The sequence below is a fragment of the Leptothoe sp. LEGE 181152 genome (assembly GCF_032906605.1).
Classification (GTDB): Bacteria; Cyanobacteriota; Cyanobacteriia; order Phormidesmidales; family Phormidesmidaceae; genus Leptothoe; species Leptothoe turfae.
This window is the reverse complement of the sequence record NZ_JASATU010000066.1, coordinates 100,423-119,085: the sequence shown is the minus strand read 5'-3', so window position 1 is coordinate 119,085 and position 18,663 is coordinate 100,423. Positions and strand designations below refer to the sequence as shown.

Annotated in this window: 19 protein-coding genes; 12 read left to right on the top strand and 7 right to left on the bottom strand. The window is 48.3% G+C overall.

The genetic code is table 11. From position 1 onward, the window contains the following. Positions 1-345 precede the first annotated feature (345 nt). The 7 genes from QGP82_RS31165 (at position 346) to QGP82_RS31135 (ending at position 8,940) form a co-directional block, all read left to right on the top strand. Positions 346-3,336 carry a DUF4347 domain-containing protein gene (locus tag QGP82_RS31165; protein WP_499061963.1) on the top strand — a complete coding sequence of 997 codons (2,991 nt, stop codon included), beginning with the start codon at positions 346-348 and terminating at the stop codon, positions 3,334-3,336. Positions 3,337-4,042: 706 nt separating this feature from the next. Further along, positions 4,043-4,339 carry a hypothetical protein gene (locus QGP82_RS31160; protein ID WP_006518424.1) on the top strand — a complete coding sequence of 99 codons (297 nt, stop codon included), beginning with the start codon at positions 4,043-4,045 and terminating at the stop codon, positions 4,337-4,339. A 386-nt stretch (positions 4,340-4,725) separates the two neighbouring features. Next, a complete protein-coding gene (locus QGP82_RS31155; protein WP_163671381.1) occupies positions 4,726-5,688 on the top strand; it encodes a protochlorophyllide reductase in 963 nt (320 codons plus the stop codon). Positions 5,689-6,027: 339 nt separating this feature from the next. Further along, positions 6,028-6,909 (top strand): S-methyl-5'-thioadenosine phosphorylase, encoded by an 882-nt coding sequence (locus tag QGP82_RS31150; RefSeq protein WP_163696296.1) that lies wholly within the window; start codon positions 6,028-6,030, stop codon positions 6,907-6,909. Positions 6,910-7,045: 136 nt separating this feature from the next. Further along, a complete protein-coding gene (locus QGP82_RS31145) occupies positions 7,046-7,630 on the top strand; it encodes a DUF3611 family protein (protein WP_163671379.1) in 585 nt (194 codons plus the stop codon). Between the two features lie 211 nt (positions 7,631-7,841). Then, the gene (locus QGP82_RS31140; protein WP_163671378.1) at positions 7,842-8,006 is read left to right on the top strand and encodes a hypothetical protein; all 165 of its coding nucleotides are present in this window, start codon (positions 7,842-7,844) and stop codon (positions 8,004-8,006) included. 85 nt (positions 8,007-8,091) lie between these two features. After that, positions 8,092-8,940 (top strand): EamA family transporter, encoded by an 849-nt coding sequence (locus QGP82_RS31135; RefSeq protein ID WP_163696299.1) that lies wholly within the window; start codon positions 8,092-8,094, stop codon positions 8,938-8,940. A gap of 130 nt (positions 8,941-9,070) precedes the next feature. Here QGP82_RS31135 and QGP82_RS31130 read toward each other — a convergent pair whose 3' ends face one another. The 6 genes from QGP82_RS31130 to bchB all read right to left on the bottom strand — a co-directional run bounded on the left by QGP82_RS31130 (position 9,071) and on the right by bchB (position 15,109). After that, complete coding sequence (locus QGP82_RS31130; protein WP_163671376.1) at positions 9,071-10,237, bottom strand: nucleotidyltransferase family protein; 1,167 nt, start codon at positions 10,235-10,237, stop codon at positions 9,071-9,073. Between the two features lie 392 nt (positions 10,238-10,629). After that, on the bottom strand, positions 10,630-11,484 hold the full coding sequence (locus QGP82_RS31125; protein WP_163671375.1) for a segregation/condensation protein A: 855 nt from the start codon (positions 11,482-11,484) through the stop codon (positions 10,630-10,632). 343 nt (positions 11,485-11,827) lie between these two features. Continuing rightward, entirely contained in the window at positions 11,828-12,184 is a 357-nt protein-coding gene (locus QGP82_RS31120) for a lipopolysaccharide assembly protein LapA domain-containing protein (protein WP_163696301.1), read from the bottom strand. Between the two features lie 136 nt (positions 12,185-12,320). Further along, the gene (locus QGP82_RS31115) at positions 12,321-12,998 is read right to left on the bottom strand and encodes a DUF3153 domain-containing protein (RefSeq protein ID WP_499061962.1); all 678 of its coding nucleotides are present in this window, start codon (positions 12,996-12,998) and stop codon (positions 12,321-12,323) included. Beyond that, positions 12,986-13,492, bottom strand: a complete 507-nt coding sequence (locus tag QGP82_RS31110; protein WP_499061961.1) for a tetratricopeptide repeat protein — start codon at positions 13,490-13,492, stop codon at positions 12,986-12,988. Before QGP82_RS31110 ends, QGP82_RS31115 begins: the two co-directional genes overlap by 13 nt. A 90-nt stretch (positions 13,493-13,582) precedes the next feature. Then, the gene (gene bchB / locus QGP82_RS31105; RefSeq protein ID WP_163671371.1) at positions 13,583-15,109 is read right to left on the bottom strand and encodes a ferredoxin:protochlorophyllide reductase (ATP-dependent) subunit B; all 1,527 of its coding nucleotides are present in this window, start codon (positions 15,107-15,109) and stop codon (positions 13,583-13,585) included. A 353-nt stretch (positions 15,110-15,462) separates the two neighbouring features. Here bchB and QGP82_RS31100 point away from each other — a divergent pair, with 353 nt between their 5' ends. From QGP82_RS31100 to QGP82_RS31085, 4 genes are all read left to right on the top strand, one after another. Then, the gene (locus tag QGP82_RS31100; protein WP_499061960.1) at positions 15,463-16,194 is read left to right on the top strand and encodes a tetratricopeptide repeat protein; all 732 of its coding nucleotides are present in this window, start codon (positions 15,463-15,465) and stop codon (positions 16,192-16,194) included. Positions 16,195-16,391: 197 nt separating this feature from the next. Next, positions 16,392-17,189 carry a PhzF family phenazine biosynthesis protein gene (locus QGP82_RS31095; protein ID WP_499061959.1) on the top strand — a complete coding sequence of 266 codons (798 nt, stop codon included), beginning with the start codon at positions 16,392-16,394 and terminating at the stop codon, positions 17,187-17,189. 129 nt (positions 17,190-17,318) lie between these two features. Then, positions 17,319-17,747 (top strand): nucleotidyltransferase substrate binding protein, encoded by a 429-nt coding sequence (locus QGP82_RS31090; protein WP_499061958.1) that lies wholly within the window; start codon positions 17,319-17,321, stop codon positions 17,745-17,747. Next, complete coding sequence (locus QGP82_RS31085) at positions 17,678-17,968, top strand: nucleotidyltransferase domain-containing protein (RefSeq protein WP_499062082.1); 291 nt, start codon at positions 17,678-17,680, stop codon at positions 17,966-17,968. The genes QGP82_RS31090 and QGP82_RS31085 overlap by 70 nt, the downstream gene beginning before the upstream one ends. A 20-nt stretch (positions 17,969-17,988) precedes the next feature. Here QGP82_RS31085 and QGP82_RS31080 read toward each other — a convergent pair whose 3' ends face one another. Then, positions 17,989-18,279, bottom strand: a complete 291-nt coding sequence (locus QGP82_RS31080; RefSeq protein ID WP_499061957.1) for a hypothetical protein — start codon at positions 18,277-18,279, stop codon at positions 17,989-17,991. Between the two features lie 91 nt (positions 18,280-18,370). On the opposite strand from QGP82_RS31080, the gene QGP82_RS31075 reads away from it, so the two are divergent. Next, positions 18,371-18,598: a helix-turn-helix domain-containing protein gene (locus QGP82_RS31075; protein ID WP_163696305.1), complete on the top strand. Its 228-nt coding sequence runs from the start codon at positions 18,371-18,373 to the stop codon at positions 18,596-18,598. Positions 18,599-18,663: the final 65 nt, after the last annotated feature.

Sequence of the window (18,663 nt, the reverse complement as noted above, 5' to 3'; positions counted from 1 at the left end):
CGCTACTGCCTTATTGTGCCTTGATCTAAAAGATTTCATCAAGTTTTTCTACTTGTAGATGTCCTGGCTTTAAATATTAAATTCACAATAATTATGTCTTTATATTAAGACGCTGTAGAACTTGTTACTACCGGGTTCTCAGATATAAATTCTGTTTTTATTCTTAATTTCAAAGCACAAGGATCAGCATCTCCAAACATGAAGCACGTGAAAAGCTCTATCTACCTTGGGTAAAGGTGGTGTGTTTTTGCACATCAAAACAGTCTTTTCATGCTTTATTTTTATGCTTTATGTTTTTCATTTTCAAAGACGGTTCAACTCAATACTAACCCAAGTTTTTAATCTATGCCACTACTAAATGTGCTGACCCACACTCGTATTGTTGATGTGGTCAACCCACGCGTATCGGTGGCCTGCCGCCGTGGAAAAACATCTATTACTCCAAAGACTGTTATTTTTGATCCACACATTGATAACCTAAACTTACTGTTAGATGGTTTACAGGCCAATGTTCAAGCCTATGTGCTGACGAAAGAGCGTGATGGCATAGAGCAAATTACAACATTTCTACAGCAAAATCCAACCCACGATCTCACCCTAATTGGCCATGGCTTCCCTGGTGGCATGGGTCTTGGATCGGCCACACTAGAGCTACAGAACTTAGACGATTATGCACAACAGTTAGAGCGGTGGTTTGCCTCGACTAACCAGGCTAAGCTTACCCTGATGGCCTGTAATGTTGCCCAGGACAATGTGGGTCAAGACTTTATCCAGCGCCTTACCGAGATCACGTCAGCTACAATTATTGCTAGCGCCAAAGTGCTCGGTAATGGTGAATGGTTACCTGTTGCTAACTCGTTGTTTACACCAGAAACACTACAGGGCTATCAAGGCACGCTGGCATGGACTCAGGTGGGATCTGGTGCCATTTCTCAAGACATTGCCAATGACTTTGATATTGAACTGGATAGTCAAGGTAGGCCCTACATCATTTTTCAGGATGGTGGCAACGACTTAAAACTTACGGTCAAGCAGTTTAATGGTGTCGACTGGGTAACTGTGGGAACACCAGGGTTTCCTGGCGGTAATGCAAGTTTTGCAGGGTTAGAGTTTGACTCTAACGATACGCCCTATGTTGTCTTCAAAGATAGCGCTAACAGAAACCGGGCCTCTGTCATGAAGTTTGACGGGAATGACTGGGTCTATGTCGGCAGACCTGGGTTTTCTGCAGGTGGTTTGAAGGATATTAGCCTCACCTTTGATGGGGATAGGGCCTACATTGCTTACACCGATAGGAACCAGGATGGACGAGCCACTGTTCAAACGTTTAACGGTACTACTTGGGTAAATGTTGGCCAGCCTGGATTTTCGAGTGGTGAAATTGAGGCCGCTGATCTGAATGTGGATGGTAATGGTGTTCCTTACATTGCGTATCTTTCGGCCAGTGGCCGCACCAATAGGGTAACTGTACAACGGTTTATCAATGGGCAATGGAGCGTTGTTGGCACAGAGGCATTTTCGATTGGGGCAGAGTCCTACGCGCCCGACATCGAGTTTGATAACAACAATGTGCCCTATGTGGTTTATCGCGCCCGGGGCAATGGTGAAGGGAATAAAGCCATTGTAGAAAGGTTTAACGGCACTGATTGGGTGCAGGTTGGCAACAATAATGCCTCCACCGCAGGTGGATTTCACCCTGATATCGAGTTTGACAACAATAATGTTTTACATCTGGCCATTGTTGATCAAGCCAAGAAAGATAAGGTTTCGGTCAGAGTTCTAGAGAATGACACTTGGGTTTATCTGGGGGACAGTGGGTTTTCCATTGGACCAATGAACTTTCCCGATCTTGAATTTGATGTTAACAATATTCCCTATGTTCTCTATCGAGAGACTTTTGATGCTGAGGGAGCTATTGTTAAAGGTGCTGTTGTGAAACGGTTGGGAGAACCACCCGAGGTTGTTGATGAGATTGCGCCTGTACTAGAGAGCATTCGTCGCAAGGCTCCTACCGATGAAGTTGTTAGCGGCGATACAGTGGTCTTTGAGGTCACATTTAGTGAGGCGGTGACTAACGTTGGCCTAGAAGATTTTGTGATTAATGGGGATCCAACAGCCACCATCGATTCCGTGACTGCCATAGACAGCACTCGCTATGAAATTTCTGTTACGGTTAATGCGAGTGCCCCACCTAACAATATCGTTGGCATTGACTTGGCTGGGAATCCAGACATTACGGATATTGTGGGCAATGGGTTAACTTTGCGCGAACCGACCATTGACGAGGTGTATACAATTACTGAGCCGGAACTCCCGGACCCTGTGGAGGAAGAAGAAGAGCCTGTGGTGCCGGAGCCGCCTGTGCCTGATCCCGAGGTACCAGTCATTAAGCCAGACCCTGAAGAGCCTTCAGAAGAGCCGCCCACGGCTGGTCCTGACAATGGCAATGATGATTCTCCTCCATTGAACGGCTTACTCACGGTCTTGCCGTCCACCAACGGGGTGGAAGTGACGGAACTAGGTAATGACAACACTATTCGGTTAACGTTTCTCCAGGGGACGATAACTGAGGTTAAGGATGTTATGGTTTTTGGTGTTGGGACATCGCCTACGGACTTTGGAGAGCCCATTGGCCAGTTTTCGTTACTGAACTATAACGAGCTAGCCATGAATACGCTGCCTCTGTTTACGGTCGATAGCGATCGCATTGATCCCGGTGAACAGCTCCAGTTTGCTATTCGAGATAATGGTCAGACTCTGTTTGCAACATCAAGCTCAGTGTCTGATTCTGAAGTACTACTAGACTTTAGCAATGGTGTCAGCTTGAGTGTTGAGTTGGCCACTGCAACTGTGAATACAAACCTGCTGGTTAACGATGCTCAGTCTATTGATTTAACCGCTCAATCCTCCGAACTTGCCATGAGCTTCTCGGTATATCGAGAGGCTGCAATGGATAATACGATTGATTTTTACACCACTGACTTTGCCAATGGTGGAATTATCGATACCTTCACAGGACAAACCTTGATGCCTGGAGATGTAGGGTATGAAGAGGCTGCGATCGCAAACCGATTAAACATCAACCTATCGGGTACTAACGGTCAGACAAATACCTTTGAAGCATCCCTCACTGGCGGTCTGCACCTGGGCATCTTTGTCATTATTGATGGCATAGACCCAACTGTGGACGAAGTCGTATTTAGTCACAGTGGTGCTAATACTGGCAATAACGACCACATTAAACATCTGGGTGACAACGCCTTTGGCATCGAAGATCAAGCGGGTCTTGGTGATCGAGACTTTGATGATGTTGTTGTTCGATTTTCCACTATCTAGCTTTTCGCTAGGGCATGATTGATTGAACCCTAAACCATTCCCATGAAAGGACCGGCTGGATATCCAACCGGTCCTTTCATAGTTAAGATGCGCTGAAACTGTGAGATGGTTCAACGGGGAACCAGTGAACTACAATCTTTCAATATCAGCCCCCTGTAAAGAATTGCTTGCGCGTTCACGTCAAGAAACTTTCAGTGATTCTGCAAAAACCTCAGTATATCTTTATACTTAAAACTTCAAATGCTTATAGGGCAAGGCTTTAGGGCTTTGTAAAAAACTTGAAAAAACATCCGGGTAAACCCGTAGCTGTACGAAGAGTAGAACGGATAGAAAGTCTCATACGAGGTTGTATCACAAATAGCATTTATCAACCTTAGATAGTCAGCTTACCTGATTATGTCCAATTAATCACCACCGGCTTAGTCAACTTCCTTGCCCCGGGAAGCCCGAGATCGCCAACCAACACTATCGAATTCGATAGCTGTTGTTGCCTGCTGGATATTTATCAAAAAAATTCTTTCTTTTGTTAATGCTGGCCCTGATTTGGGTAAGCAAACGCTAGTGCTACCTGCTAGAAAATAGTCTGTAATCATTTAACTATCTCAGACTATTTTTCTCCTAGCATCAACACTTTTACGTATATTTCTAGCCTCTTTAACTTTCTATTGCCCGCAAATCTTTCTCCGTTCTTCTACAGCGCATTGTCATGAAACAACAACGTTTTTGGCATACCAAACGCCGTTGCCATATGTACCTGCCCATTTCTAACTCCCCCGGCATGTTTATGTTTATGGGTAAACCCTGGACCCCTAAGGCGTTACAAGCTCTGGGCTTGGTACAGGAACCAAATGAACAAAAAGTCGAACATCAGCCCAAACTGGTCTTTGGCGATCCCGAACGATTTCAAGGTACCTTTTGCAAGACCCAAGGCAAAGGTTCTTCCCCGTCTTGGGGCGCTACCGGTGGTTCTGGCGGCAAAGTTGCACGATCACCTAAGAGTTAAGGGGACTGCACAAAAATAAAGACCCAGGTTGGGGCTGTAGATGGGTGGATGAGTGATGGAATAATGGGGTGCTTATTTAATTTAAGTGCAAGCGCCTAAATGTTATCCAAATTGAAGCTTAGGGCTACCTGTATGATACAACAGCCATTCTGAATAAACGCATACGGGAGATCGGAGAAAACGTCTATCTCCCGTATTTTGTATCCTATGACCCAAAGTGCGATCTTCGAAGCCGTAACATTACTTCATATATCTCCATAAGCCCTAACCTAGCCCCATATTGCTTAAGGTTTATTTCAGATAGCTATTAGCGCTCAACCGTATGAGATCCTAGGGTACTTAACGGATCAAAACCACTTTAGACTCGCTTTTAGACATCAACACCCATGGACCAATCTCAGCAATCAACGGCGGTAGTTACCGGGGCCTCCTCCGGCGTTGGCCTATACGCAGCAAAGGCTTTGGCTGATAGAGGCTGGCACGTGGTAATGGCCTGTCGCAATCTGCCTAAAACTGAAAAAGTGGCAAAGGAAGTCGGTATGCCCGATGGTTCCTATTCCATTATCAAGTTAGACTTGGCCAGTTTAGATAGTGTACGTAGCTTTGTAAAAGACTTTCGTGCCAGTGGCAGAACATTAGATTCCCTTGTTTGCAATGCCGCTGTCTATTTACCACTGCTCAAGGAACCCATGCGTAGCGAAGACGGTTACGAGCTGAGCATGGCAACCAACCACCTGGGGCACTTCCTGCTGTGCAACCTGATGCTGGAGGACCTGAAAAAATCGTCCCATCCTCGTCTGGTCATCCTGGGTACTGTAACTGCTAATCCCAAGGAACTAGGCGGCAAGATCCCATTCCCTGCACCACCAGACCTGGGTAACCTTGAAGGTTTCGAGCAGGGCTTCAAAGCACCGGTCACTATGGCCAACGGCAAAAAGTTTAAGCCCGGTAAGGCCTATAAAGACAGCAAGTTGTGCAATGTGCTAACCATGCGCGAGCTGCATCGTCGCTATAGCGAGTCTACCAATATTGTATTTAGTTCTCTCTATCCTGGTTGCGTTGCCGAAACCCAACTTTTCCGCAACCACTACCCAGCATTTCGGACCATTTTCCCCTGGTTCCAAAAGAACATTACCAAGGGCTATGTGACCGAAGCCGTCGCTGGCGATCGCGTTGCTGCTGTGGCTGCTGATCCTGGTTATGAGCAATCGGGTTACTACTGGAGCTGGGGTAACCGCCAGCAGGAGGGCCGTAAGTCCTTTGTGCAGGAAATGTCGAATGAGGCTCTAGACGATGTGAAAGCGCGTCGTCTGTGGGAGCTAAGCGAGAAGCTAGTCGGCATGGCATAGGGATTGGTTCCCCTAAGGACAACCAACCACATCTAAGGTCATCCCCTCTCGGGAGAGGTGCTGGTTAGACGGGGTGGGTTTCGACCGATGGCGTAAGCGGTCAACCCACCCCGGAGCCCCTCCTTGGAGGGGAAGTTTTTGGTAATTAGCAATAGGTATTGATAGCCCTGGCGTTTGGCTTCTTTTTCAACCCCAAAAAGTTCTCTTATCAGCAGCCGTTATTCAGGCAACTTAGCCATCGCTCATCTATAAACAGATCCCAAAAAATCGGCTTTAGCAGGTCTCACTCCTGTACTATGGCGTGCGAGTAACTCAACGCAGTTTCAGAACAGGATCTCTATGGTGCAGGCAGATATTGGCATTATTGGCGGCAGCGGTCTCTATAAAATGGATGCCTTGACCGATGTCGAAGAGATGACAATCGATACCCCCTTTGGTGACCCCTCCGATGCCTTTATTTACGGCAAATTAGACGGTACTCCCGTCGTTTTTTTGGCACGTCATGGTCGGGGCCATCGGCTGATGCCTACGGAGCTTCCCTTTCGGGCAAATATCTACGCGATGAAGAGTCTGGGGGTGAAGTATCTGGTATCGGCATCGGCGGTGGGCTCTCTAAAAGAAGAGGTGAAACCGGTGGATATGGTCATCCCGGATCAGTTTATTGACCGGACAAAAAATCGGGCGGCTACATTTTTTGGGGATGGCATCGTTGCCCACATCGCTTTTGGGGATCCGGTTTGCAAAAATCTGGCGACTATTCTAGGTGATGCTGTCGAAAGTCTAGACCTGGATGGGGTGACACTCCATCGGGGTGGCACCTATGTGTGTATGGAAGGACCTGCGTTTTCTACAAAGGCAGAGTCTAATCTGTATCGCAGCTGGGGGGCGACGGTAATTGGCATGACCAATTTAACGGAGGCAAAATTGGCGCGGGAGGCGGAAATTGCCTATGCCACCTTAGCCATGGCGACTGACTACGATTGTTGGCATCCCGATCATGACAATGTGACAGTGGAAATGGTGATCGGTAATTTACAAAAGAATGCGGTTAATGCCCAGCTTGTCATTCGTGATGTTGTGCGTCGGTTAACAGAGAATCCACCGTCGTCAGAAGCCCATGCCGCTCTGAAGTATGCTGTGATTACGCCGTTGGACATGGCACCTGCAACGACAAAAGATAAATTAAAGCTATTACTGGAGAAGTATCTGCCTACGGACTAACGGTTAGCCTTAGCTATGATCTATGGTCTAAGGCATTAAGGGTGCTGGATCTGTGCTGGGCCAGTGTAACGTTCAAGCAAGGTTTACCAATTGGTTCAAGAATGCCTAAGATATGTAGACGCTTCTGGAATACATTATGACCGGTGAACTTGGTTATTCTTTACCCCCAGCTGTCCGTCGGATTGCTAACAATTTTCGCCTCGTAGGCTGGGTTAGCTTCTGGGTGCAAATAGTGAGTGGTGTGATTGCCACGCTGTTATTTGTCACGTCTTTGTTGGGGCTACAGTCGGTCAGTAATCGCGGTGGTGCCGAGAATGCTGCCGCAGGCAGCGGTTTCTTTCTGGCTGCCGTCGGTTTAGCTGCGGTGTATGTAGGTGTGTTCTGGGCGTTTCAATACACACGCTTTGCCCATAGGCTCAAATCTAGCAACCCAGATTTAAGGCCGAAGCCTAAGAATGCGGCCAAGATGATTGCCACAGGTTTAATCATCAGTGTTTTAGGGATGTTTTGTGGTTTGCTGGGTGCTGGCGGTGTCGTGGGTGGCCTAATGCTAAAGGTGATTTCTCAGCCCCAGTCGAGCATTGCGGTGGCAAACCCCACCCTGGCTGTGGAACCGCTGGATGTGTTTTTAGTGCAAGCAACCATCAATACCTTGATTTCTCACTTTGCTGGCATTGTTGGCTCGCTATGGCTCTCTTGGAAAATTAACAAACAATCTTAGAACACCTAATTTTATAAGCAGTTCGGCTATCTGAACAACAACAATTCAGGAACAGCGAGTACAACTCTTGTGGCCCATTTGGGAAACGATAGGCATCTGCTCCATTGGTTTCATATCGACCGGTGTAGCATTTGGCACGTCTCAACCTTCCATTTACGGAGGCTTAGCTAGAGTAGATGAGATGACCCCGTGAGTTCCTGGAAGGTGCACTATGGAAGAAAAAGCTGCTGTTACGTGCGATCGCGTTTGGTTGCTGTACCTACAGGGGCGGCTCTCCCCAGCTCAGCTACTGGCATTGTGTAAGGTTGCCTCAGAAAACAGACTCTCCCCAGAAAACAACCAAAATAATGCGAGCCAGCAGTCGTCTGCTGCCTAGGCTGGCATCAAGCATAGAATAAGAGTTCGTCACCAGGCAGATATACGATTAACCCCACGGTTCATTACTCTTATTACGACAATTCATGAAATCATTGGCAGACCGCATTCCAGCGCCAACGCTGGTTATTTTGGCGGGTGTGACGGTGCAGCTAGGGTCTGCCCTGGCAAAGTCTGTATTTGAACTGGCGGGTCCCTTGGGCACCGTATTTCTACGGGTGGCCCTCTCGGCAGTGTTGTTGTTTGTGCTGTGGCGTCCAGGCTGGCAAGCGACCCGTAAACACTGGCCTTTAGTGATGGCCTATGGCGGTGTCTTAACGTTAATGAATACGTCTTTCTACCTGGCCATTGACCGCATCCCATTAGGGGTGGCGGTGGCAATTGAGTTTATTGGACCATTGGGGCTGGCGGTGATCAAGTCGAGACGCTGGTTAGATGTTGTGTGGGTAACCCTGGCAGCCTTGGGGATAATCTTGCTGGCACCTTTGCAGGGTAGCGGCTTAGACCCTCTGGGGTTAGGGTTTGCGGGTCTAGCAGCGATGGCTTGGGCTGGCTATATCCTGCTGGCGGCAGCAACGGGGAATGTGGTGGCCGGCATAGAAGGATTGGCTTGGGCCATGGTGTTTGGTACCTGTATATTGACGCCCATTGGCATCAGTGCGGCGGGTACAGCGTTGTTGGATGGACGTCTGCTGGTGACTGGCCTGGCTGTGGCCGCGCTCTCTTCGGCCACCTATGCCCTGGAACTGGTGGCTCTACGACGGATACCGGTGAATGTGTTTGGCGTTTTACTGAGTGTGGAGCCGATGTTGGCGGCAGCCTCTGGCTTTTTAGTTTTGGGCGAAACGCTAACGGTGCGATCGCTCATTGCCATTGTCTTGATTTCCATCGCTGCAGCTGGGTCGGCGCGCTACGGTGTGCCCGTTAAAGATTAGGCCTGGATTAGGTCTGGGAGATGAGGTCTGGGAGATTAGGCCTGGGAGATGAGATAGACAAAAAGCACCCCCCGAGTGCGATCGCACTCGGGGGGGTAACGTGTTCTTAACTCTGGTTAAAACGAAACGTTCATACAATTGCTTCGTTGAGCAGCTCAGTAATGGCACGATGCTCAATGGGAGGCTCAGCCAGCACTGCTTGACGGGTATCCGTAATCAACCAGTCGAGGGCAGCCTCTTGCATATCGATGGATGCGCCGGTCTTATCCACGCAGTAACGACCAAACACCAGCTTGTCCATTAGGCGCACCCCAGGACCGATGCGTGAATATTCAAAGATCACGCTCTTATCCACCAGGGCACCACTGCAAATGCAGCAATTAGGACCGATCATACTAGGACCGATGATGGTGGCACCATCTTCAATCTCAGCCATCCCACCGATGTACACAGGACCTTCGATGGTGATCTTGTCCCAGTTGGCCTTCACATTCAGACCCGTGAAGACACCAGGTTTTACTTCCTGACCAGGAATGCCAACACCTTTTACCTGACCAGTCAGAACATCTTGGATGGCCTGCCAGTAATCAGGCACTTTACCGATGTCCACCCACTCAAAGTCCATGGTGATACCGTAGAACGCTTCGTTAGCTGCCACCAGCTTGGGGAACAGGTCGCCACCGATATCAAACTCCTGACCGGAGGGAATGTACTTAAAGATCTCAGGTTCAAAAATGTAGATACCTGTGTTGATACTGGTGCTGAGAGCTTCCTCGACCTTGGGCTTTTCTTGGAAAGACTTGATACGACCCGTATCATCAGTTACCACCACACCATAGCTAGGCACCTGCTTTAGAGGCACCGACTTCATCACGATGGTGGCGATGGAGCCCTTTTCCTTGTGCTGCCGAACCGCCTCAGTGAGGTCCAGGTCAATGAGTGCATCACCACAAAGAACGACAAAGGTATCATCAAAAAACGGTGAAAAGTCCTGAATTTTACGCATACCACCAGCAGAGCCCAGGGCATCGCCCACTAGCTCACCATTGGTAATGCGACCTTCAAAGGAATAGGCCAGTTCAACACCAAAGCGTTGACCATCTCTAAAATAGCCTTCAATTTCATTTGCGAGGTGGCTCACATTTGCCACAACCTGCGTAAAGCCGTGCTGTTTTAGCAATTCTAATAGAAACTCCATCACTGGCTTTTGCAGGATGGGGATCATCGGCTTTGGAATGGTGTACGTGATGGGACGTACACGAGTACCTTTCCCTGCGGCCAAGATCATGGCTTTCATAAATGCTCTCTCTATTCCTTAACTAACAGCGTAAGAGGTAAAAATAAAAACGTTGCAGCTGCAAATAACCTGCAACGGCAACAAGCACGTGGCTTAAATGCACGAACTGACAAGAGCTATCGAAAGACAAATTTAAGTAAGTTCCTAAAATTTGCCATTACCGACAAAAACTGACACCTGCAAGCAAGTAAAAGCTCGGCAATGTCAAGATAGTAGCAAGCATGTTTATAGTATACCCACGCTTATTGATGGTCTTCATTGATGCCTTACAGAGCCCCGGACAAATATTGATTTTTGTAGATTTATGACATCGCCTGACACTAGCCAAGTGTACTTTATTACGGACATGCGGCTAAATGCAATATCAATCAATCTGTCTCAATCTGTCTTGCCTAATCAGGTAGTACATACGCCGGAACATCTTTCAGGGTGGCCTCATTTAGCTGTCTCACTTTAAGGTCGCGATAAAATCGTTCTTGAGCCAGCTCTACCTTAGATTGGGACGATAAGAATAACAGCCCCCAAAAAACACCAACTTTTTCATGGCGATAGTCTTCGTCGGTTAGTTCTGTGGTAATGGGACCGCCTAAAACATCGGGGCGAAAATGGGCCCAATGCTCTAAGAGGCGCTCAAAGTCCATCCATTCAATGGCGCTTTCTAGTTCTTCCCAATATCGGTCTAGGAAGGAGGAAAGAGCGTCGGCAATTTCCGATAGGTTTTCCTGGTGGGCTAGCTGGGCAATGGTGCTAATGGCCTTGCGTTTGGAATGGGGCTTAGCACCGCGATGACGATTGCGGGGGGTGGGGTTAGCCATGGCGACGGCCATCATTTCCAGCTGGGAGATCAGTTCCTGGAGGGTGACCTGACGCTGTTCCGGTGGGTTGGCCACCGCCCGACGATGGATGTAGCGCTCTAAATTAGGAGGCAGGCGTTTAGCGTAGCCTTGGGGCTCAAACGCTTCTTCAGGATCTTCGAACTCATCAACCTCTTCTTCAATCTCAGCGCGAATGAGGGTGTCGGCCTTAAGTAGCACCAGCATTGCTGCGTAAAGAAAGGCTTGACCTGATTCAGCTAGATTTTTCTCGTAGGGCGACCGACCGTTATGGGCGATGGGCGCTTGCTCCTTGAGGCTTTTGAGAAAGCGGTCAACCACGTCGATGACATTGACATCCCACGGATCAATTTCACCGCGTTCGGAAAGGTCAATCAGAAATGCGATCGCACGTTGAGCTAAAGAATTAGCCATAAACACAGCCTGGTAGTTTATTTAGCCGACGCTACTATTAGCTGACGCTACATCTAGCGTGAACAGATGCACTATAGCTTAGAAGAATTGAAAATTCAAAAAAAACTGTCCAATTCAGTTACAAAGACCCATCGACCGGTTTAGAAACGAGTAAAAAATGACCATTGAACAAATGTTCTACAGCACTAGGTTTAGATCAACCAATTATTTATCGAAAATGAAAAAAGAGACCTGAGCCGGGTGGGAAATATCCCATTGCCCTGTTCACGTCCCTTTTTACCTCATGTGAGTAGGGCAACGCCCAGGCTACCCGCATAGCGACGCGCCTGCTAGCGACGCCTACCTAAGCAACCGCTTCTTCAGTACCAGCATCTTTATTGGCAGTACCTGGCAGCATGGGCTGTAGGTCTTCCAGTTCCACTCGATAGCGCTCGACATCTTCTTCTAGCTGCTGAATGCGCATTTCCCGCTGCTGGACTTGAGGGTTGATATTGAAATATCCCTGTACCTGCACCCACACGCTAAATACCCAGGCGAGAACCGCACCGACACCCAGAGAAATCATGAGCTCGATACACAGTGGTGCTTCAATATTCACCCCACGCACAACATGGATAGTAGCGGACTCTGTATTCTCAATGCCAAACAGTACGAGGGCTAAGCAAATGACAAAGATAACGACAAAGTTAATCTGCCGCATAGCAGTCACCTCAAATCGTGTTTTATATAGGTCAGGTACAGGCTACTACAGGACAGTCAGAATCGGGAGAACATTTTTATTTATTAAAAGACTGTCAGGCTGGCATTATTTGATCAAACCCTAAAATTATCAGGCGTTACCTTCGATTAAATCCATACCGCACCCCATAGCCAGCAGCACAGATCAGGGCAATGACCACAGCCCCAATTCCAATCGGGCTAGGGAGCCAAAATGTGGTGTCGATGGTGTTCACCTGGCCGGGTTTCAAGGGCCACTGGTGGGTTTTACCCAGGGACCCTAACTGAAAACTGAGGGTTAAGGTGCGCCAGCGATCTAAGGCTCCACCATCACCAATGGCGCTATCGGCTTTTAGGGCACCCAGGTCAATGTCAGCCTGGAGATGATTGAGCAGAGCTATACCCCAATTTTGTTGGGTAAGGTCCAAATGGGCCAGTACAGGTGGAGCCCCTGGCACCTGGGTCATCAGTCCATCTTCGGCAAAAAGTTGATTAAATTTCTGCACTAAGTCAGCACCGTTGTAGAAGTCGATGCGTATCTGGAGTGTGCCATCGTCTAGAGAGGTTACCTTGCCTGAAAAGACTTTAGCTTCTTCGATAAAAATCTCCAGCCACTGCTGCCGGACATTGTTATTGAGGGCAACAAACTGATCGTCAAGGTGCAGAGTTTGGACTAAAACACCGTGGGTTTGACTGCCAAACTGTATGCCCAATTGATAATCGACACAGCCTGTTAACCCCAGGGATAGGGCTGTAATCACCAGTAGTCGAACGATCAGATGTCTTAACTTAGCCACCAAAGCCCCCCCAGTACAATGGCGCTACCCATCAAGGCAAACCATACAAAGCCATTATCTTCAGTATTAACTTCACTGAGGGGCAGGGGCGGCGGTGGTGGCTTGAGGCGACGGGGCTTGGGTGGACGGGGTTGCCAGGGTTTTTCCTCGCTACTTTCCAGGGTCGCCAGATCTGGGATCTTAGTGAGCCATTCTTCCCTGGCCTGTAGTTTTGGAGCCTGGATAATGTACAGCACCCGTTTGCTTTGTTTTCTGACGTCCAAGTCTGGATGCAGGGCCAGCTTGCCACATAGCTCAATGGCTTCTTGACGCCGATCTGAAGCGGCTAATGCATTCACGAGCCATAGTTTTAACTCCCCATCTAAAGCGATACTCGGTTGCTCAGCGATGCCCTGTTCAAAGGCGTTGACGGCATCGGCATAGCGGCCCCGCTCAAAGGCCTGTTGCCCCAATTGAAAGGCGGCTTGGGCACGTTGATTGGCTGCATTTGGCATTGCGGCTAGTCTCTGGTCTAATATCCTGGTGCTCAGATATTTTACGGTGAATTGTGTAGGGACGTTCCATGGAACATCCCTACACGATTTCTAGGCTCCAACCGCTTCTTTGGCCGCATAAATGACTTCAGCTGTAATTTCCGTATAGCCTTGCTCGCGTGCAAATTTTTCAGTATTGCGCTTGACCTTGCCTCTGACAAACCCTGGAACGCGTTTCAACTCGGTGAGGCCATCGGTTGTCCAGTTTAAGTCGGCATCGGCAGACAGTGTGTGGGTGATGACTTCCTTGGTGTCGTGACCACCGAAGATTTCTAGCAGGTGATCTTCCATGCCCAGGGTAAAGGAGTTGTAGATCAAGTCGACTAGCTGATTAGCGCCTTCATAGCCAAGGAAAGGACGATAGCCAACGGGAAAATTTTGGACATGGATGGGAGCAGCAATCACCCCACAGGGGATGTTGAGACGCTTGCCCACATGACGTTCCATTTGGGTACCAAAAATGGCGGCGGGTTCTAGCTGGGCAATTTTATCTGCGATCGCACCATTATCCTCACTAATCAGCACCTCGTCACAGTACCCTTCCACCTCCTGGCGGAACCAAGCTTCGTCATACTTGCAATAAGTACCCGCTAATACCACCTTTAGCCCCATTTCCCGCGAGAGAACTTTGGTGAGGGCCGCAGCATGGGTATTATCACCAAAGACAACGCAGCGTTTACCCGTCAGATTTTGACAGTCGATAGAGCGAGAGAACCAGGCCGCCTGTGAGGCAAACCGAGTTTGGTCATCAATAAACTGGTCATAATTGGCAGCAACACCGCGCTCATTTAAGAGTTTTTGGATTGCACGAATACAGCGGGCCGTTTCGACTACACCCATGGGCGTAATATCCACATAGGGCATCTCAAACTCACGCTGCAAATATTCGGCAGTGAGTGAGCCAATCTCCCGATAGGGGATCAGGTTAAACCAGGCTTTGGGCAAATTCTTAAGGTCATGGACCGAAGCACCTTCAGGAATTACGGCATTGACCTCGATCCCCAGGTCTGCCATCAGCCGCTTTAACTCGGTCACATCATGGTTGTTGTGAAAACCCAGGGTGGTAATGCCGATGATATTGACCGACGGCTTTTCCGTTCTCTCTACAGGTAAGTCTCCCTGCTTGGCCGCCTTCTTTAGATAAAATTCAACAATCTGTTGCAGCGTGCGGTCAGCCGCCTGTAGCTCATTGGCGCGATAGTGATTCACATCTGCTAGCATGACATCGCCCTGGGCATCCATCTGAGCGCGCTCAACAAAGTTAGCCAGATCTTCTTGCAAAATGCTGGAGGTGCAGGTCGGTGTGAGAACAATCAGATCAGGATTTTCTTCCTTATCTTTACGGGTAATATTATCGACAACTTTCTCTTGAGAGCCTCGCGCTAACACATGACGATCGACAACGCTAGTCGTTACTGGCGTAAAATCTCGCTCACGAGACAGCATAGAGCGCATGACATTAAAATAATCATCCCCTAGTGGGGCATGCATGATGGCATGGACATTTTTGAATGAGCTGGCAATACGCAAGGTGCCGATATGGGCGGGACCTGCATACATCCAATAGGCCAGTTTCATAGACAGCGCTCCGGTGGAAAGATTCTGGGATGGGTTAGGGCAATGTCCCGATGATGGGGAGCCCAACCCTCAGAATATGGGAGTCCTTCATCAGACACGGGTATCGCTAAACGATTCGCAACGGTTTGTAAGAATGGGTTACAGCTAACGGAGTAAATGATGCAAATGAAGGGTCGTTGCAATCATGTAGGGACGTTCCATGGAACGGCTCTACAAAGGTTCCTGGGTACCATAAAATTTTGCCATAAAGTTCCTATGTAGTTTCAAATACCGTCCTGATTGTTCTGGAACGGTAGCTTTACCATGTGGAGTAATCCATATCAATGTTCTTCAGTGTTCCTTAGGAGGCCAACATGCGGTCCATAGTCAGTAGTTTAGGTGTGATGGGCGTATTGCTGGGATTAGCCATGCCCGTATCAGCCGAGGTGCTGCTACAGGCCGGTGCAACAGAAACAAAGTTGGTAACAGAGGATACTTACCAACCCCTAAGGCATCAGCTGACGGCTGAAGTGGGGCAAACGGTGGCGATTAAACTCAAGTTAGCCAATAACAATCCTGGTATTGTTAGTCGTGTTGCAGTTTATGTTGCTGGCAAGCATACGCCTCTTTTTGTTGAGAACCAGGTGAGCTATCGCACGGTTGATCCCACACAGAAATCACAGATTAGTCATCTTGTTGTTTTGACCCTACCCGGTGAGCATAAGGGTACTCCGATGAGCTACGAGATTGAGCCTCTGTTTGACTATGAAGTTGAGCCTCAATTCGCTGTAGACACTGATGTTGCAGCTGCTGAGACAACCTCGCCATCGACGGTGCGCTATCGAATGACAGTAGAAACAGCAACCGTGTCTCAGCGGTTGTTGTTAGAGGCTCAAGCACAGCAGATTAGTCAGGACTATGAAGGTGCGCGCTCAACCTACACCCGTGCCATTAATCTCAATCCTGACATTGCTGAGTTTTATGCCCAGCGCAGGGATGCCTATCTATCGCAAACAGACATTGCCAGTGAGATACTTCAAATGAATGAAGCGACAGGCCATGACTATCGTGCTACAGCGCTCCGAAATCAGTTAGAACTGTTTTAGATCTTTAAGCAGCTTTGATGATCAAGGAGTGCCCCATTCTCGTTTATTCTAATGACAACTTTGTTTAGGTCAGATTGAGGCCTGGTTTTCTCAAAAAAGAAAACCAGGCCTTTTTATGATTATCATTTTTTCCGTTCCCCGCCATCCCTACCCACAGCGCGATACTATTTCCCACAGGTCCCCTTAACAGCTAACCGATGAAACAGCCCGTCATTCAGGTAGACGCCTTTACAGATCGCCCCTTTGGCGGTAACCCAGCTGCCGTATGTGTGAGTGAAACCCCTTTGGATGAATCTCTAATGCAGCAGATTGCCAAGGAAATGAATTTGTCAGAAACGGCGTTTCTCTATGCCCTTAAAGATGAGGGTAACTATAGTTTGCGATGGTTTACACCAACGGATGAAATTGAGTTATGTGGCCATGCCACCTTGGCCAGTGCCCATGTACTTTGGAGCGAAGGACACCTATCGCCTGACATTACAGCCCGTTTTCAGACCAAGAGCGGAGAGCTGTTGGCCTCTCGCAACGGTAATTTCATTCAGCTAGATTTTCCAGCTCAGCCTGTCCATGATGCATCTATTTCTCCAGCTATGGTGGCGGCCATGAACCATGCGGATATTGTCCATGGGGCGCGTAATGATGTGAATTATTTGGTAGAGTTGCGATCGCATCAAGCTGTTGCTAACCTCGCCCCAGATTTGGATAGACTCGCAAAATTACCCTACCAAGGTGTCATTGTCACCAGCGTTGGAGACTCTCCCTACGATTTTGTCTCCCGTTATTTTGCACCGGCCATCGGTATTCCTGAAGATCCGGTAACTGGTTCGTCCCACTGTTCTTTAGCCCCCTATTGGCAAGCAAAACTGGGCAAAGATACCATGGTCGCTTATCAAGCATCATCCCGTGGTGGCGTACTACACGTAGAATGCACACCAAAGCGAATTTATATCAGTGGCAAGGCTGTCTCTGTTTTGCGGGGTGAGCTATTGCTGTGATGAGGGTGAAGTAGCACTGAGCCAATGAAGACAATGTGGCAGAGCGCCGAGCAAAAGCTTTAGAAGAGCGATTAGCCGCCCTTGGGATTGAGCCGGACGAAATTTAATGCTGGGTAGATAGGCTAACCGATGATAGATCCAGATATTCGATGGAAGCAGCGTTTTGCCAACTACGAGAGAGCTCTGGCGCAGCTTACCAAGTTTCTTGATAAGGGTGAATTGAATGAACTGGAAGAGCAAGGGCTAATCCAGGCATTTGAATATACCCATGAGCTAGCCTGGAATGTCTTGAAAGATTATTTGCAGTATCAAGGTAATCAGAACATTTATGGTTCACGGGATGCCACCTGTCTTGCTTTTAATGTGGGTCTGATTGAAGATGGTGGAAGCTGGATGGATATGATTAGAGAGCGGAATCGGACTAGTCATACTTATAATCAGGCAACGGCTCAAGCTATTGCAGAAAATATAAAAGACAGTTCACTAAAATTGAACGGGTTGTCCTGTACGGATCACGAGCCAAAGGTAATTATCGGCCAGGGTCGGATATTGATTTGACCCTCATGGGTAGGGATATTTCCCATGAACAGTTATTGGCTATCGAACATCAGCTAGACGATTTGCTGTTGCCATATCTGTTTGACCTATCGATTTTTAGCCATATTGAGAATCCTGATGTGATTGCTCATATTAATCGAGTTGGGCTTACTTTCTATGAGAAGAAGCCGTCGATTGATGAGCAACAGGAACCTACTCAAGTATCTAATAGTAGATGTTAGTGCGGCTAGTCAATAATTTACTAACGGGGCAGGTATTTCACCAAGGCTCGCATGGATTCGCCGGGTTGGAGTTGGATGGGGCGATCGGTGGGGAGGAATTGGGTCCACTCAAATGGTTCGGCGAAGTGGTGATGGTGGAGGCTGTGGATGATGGTGTTGACGGCTGCCTGGGAGCCGATGATAAGGATTTTGACGGGCTCGCGGTCAGGTTTTGGGACTGAGTAGAGCTGGAGGGCTGACTCAGGGGTGGTTATTTCAGTGGTTAGAGCGGGTGTAGCCAGAAAGCTGGTGTACATGGAAACGTCGTCCATTTGGATGTCTAGAATCAAATTAGACGACCACTAGGACGACTGTCAACCATTGGGCTGGTACAGTGGTGAAAACCTCTGACAGGATGTGCCCATGGGAAAAGCGGGAAAGGCGCTCAAGCAAGTGCTTGAGTCCTATGAAATTAGTCAATATAGTCTGTCAGTTGCGATGAATGTGGAGCGCAACAATGTTTACCGTTGGGTAAATGAAAAACGTGATCCGACGGCGGAAACGGTAGTTGAGATTGTTAGGGCGTTAAAGACTCTGAATCCTGAATCAGCAAACGCTTTTATGCAAAGTTACTTGGGGGATGAGGTTTAGCTATTCAGCTGTTTCGGGCAATCCATCACCCCTTGGCGGTTAGCCTGTTTAAAACTCGCGATAAT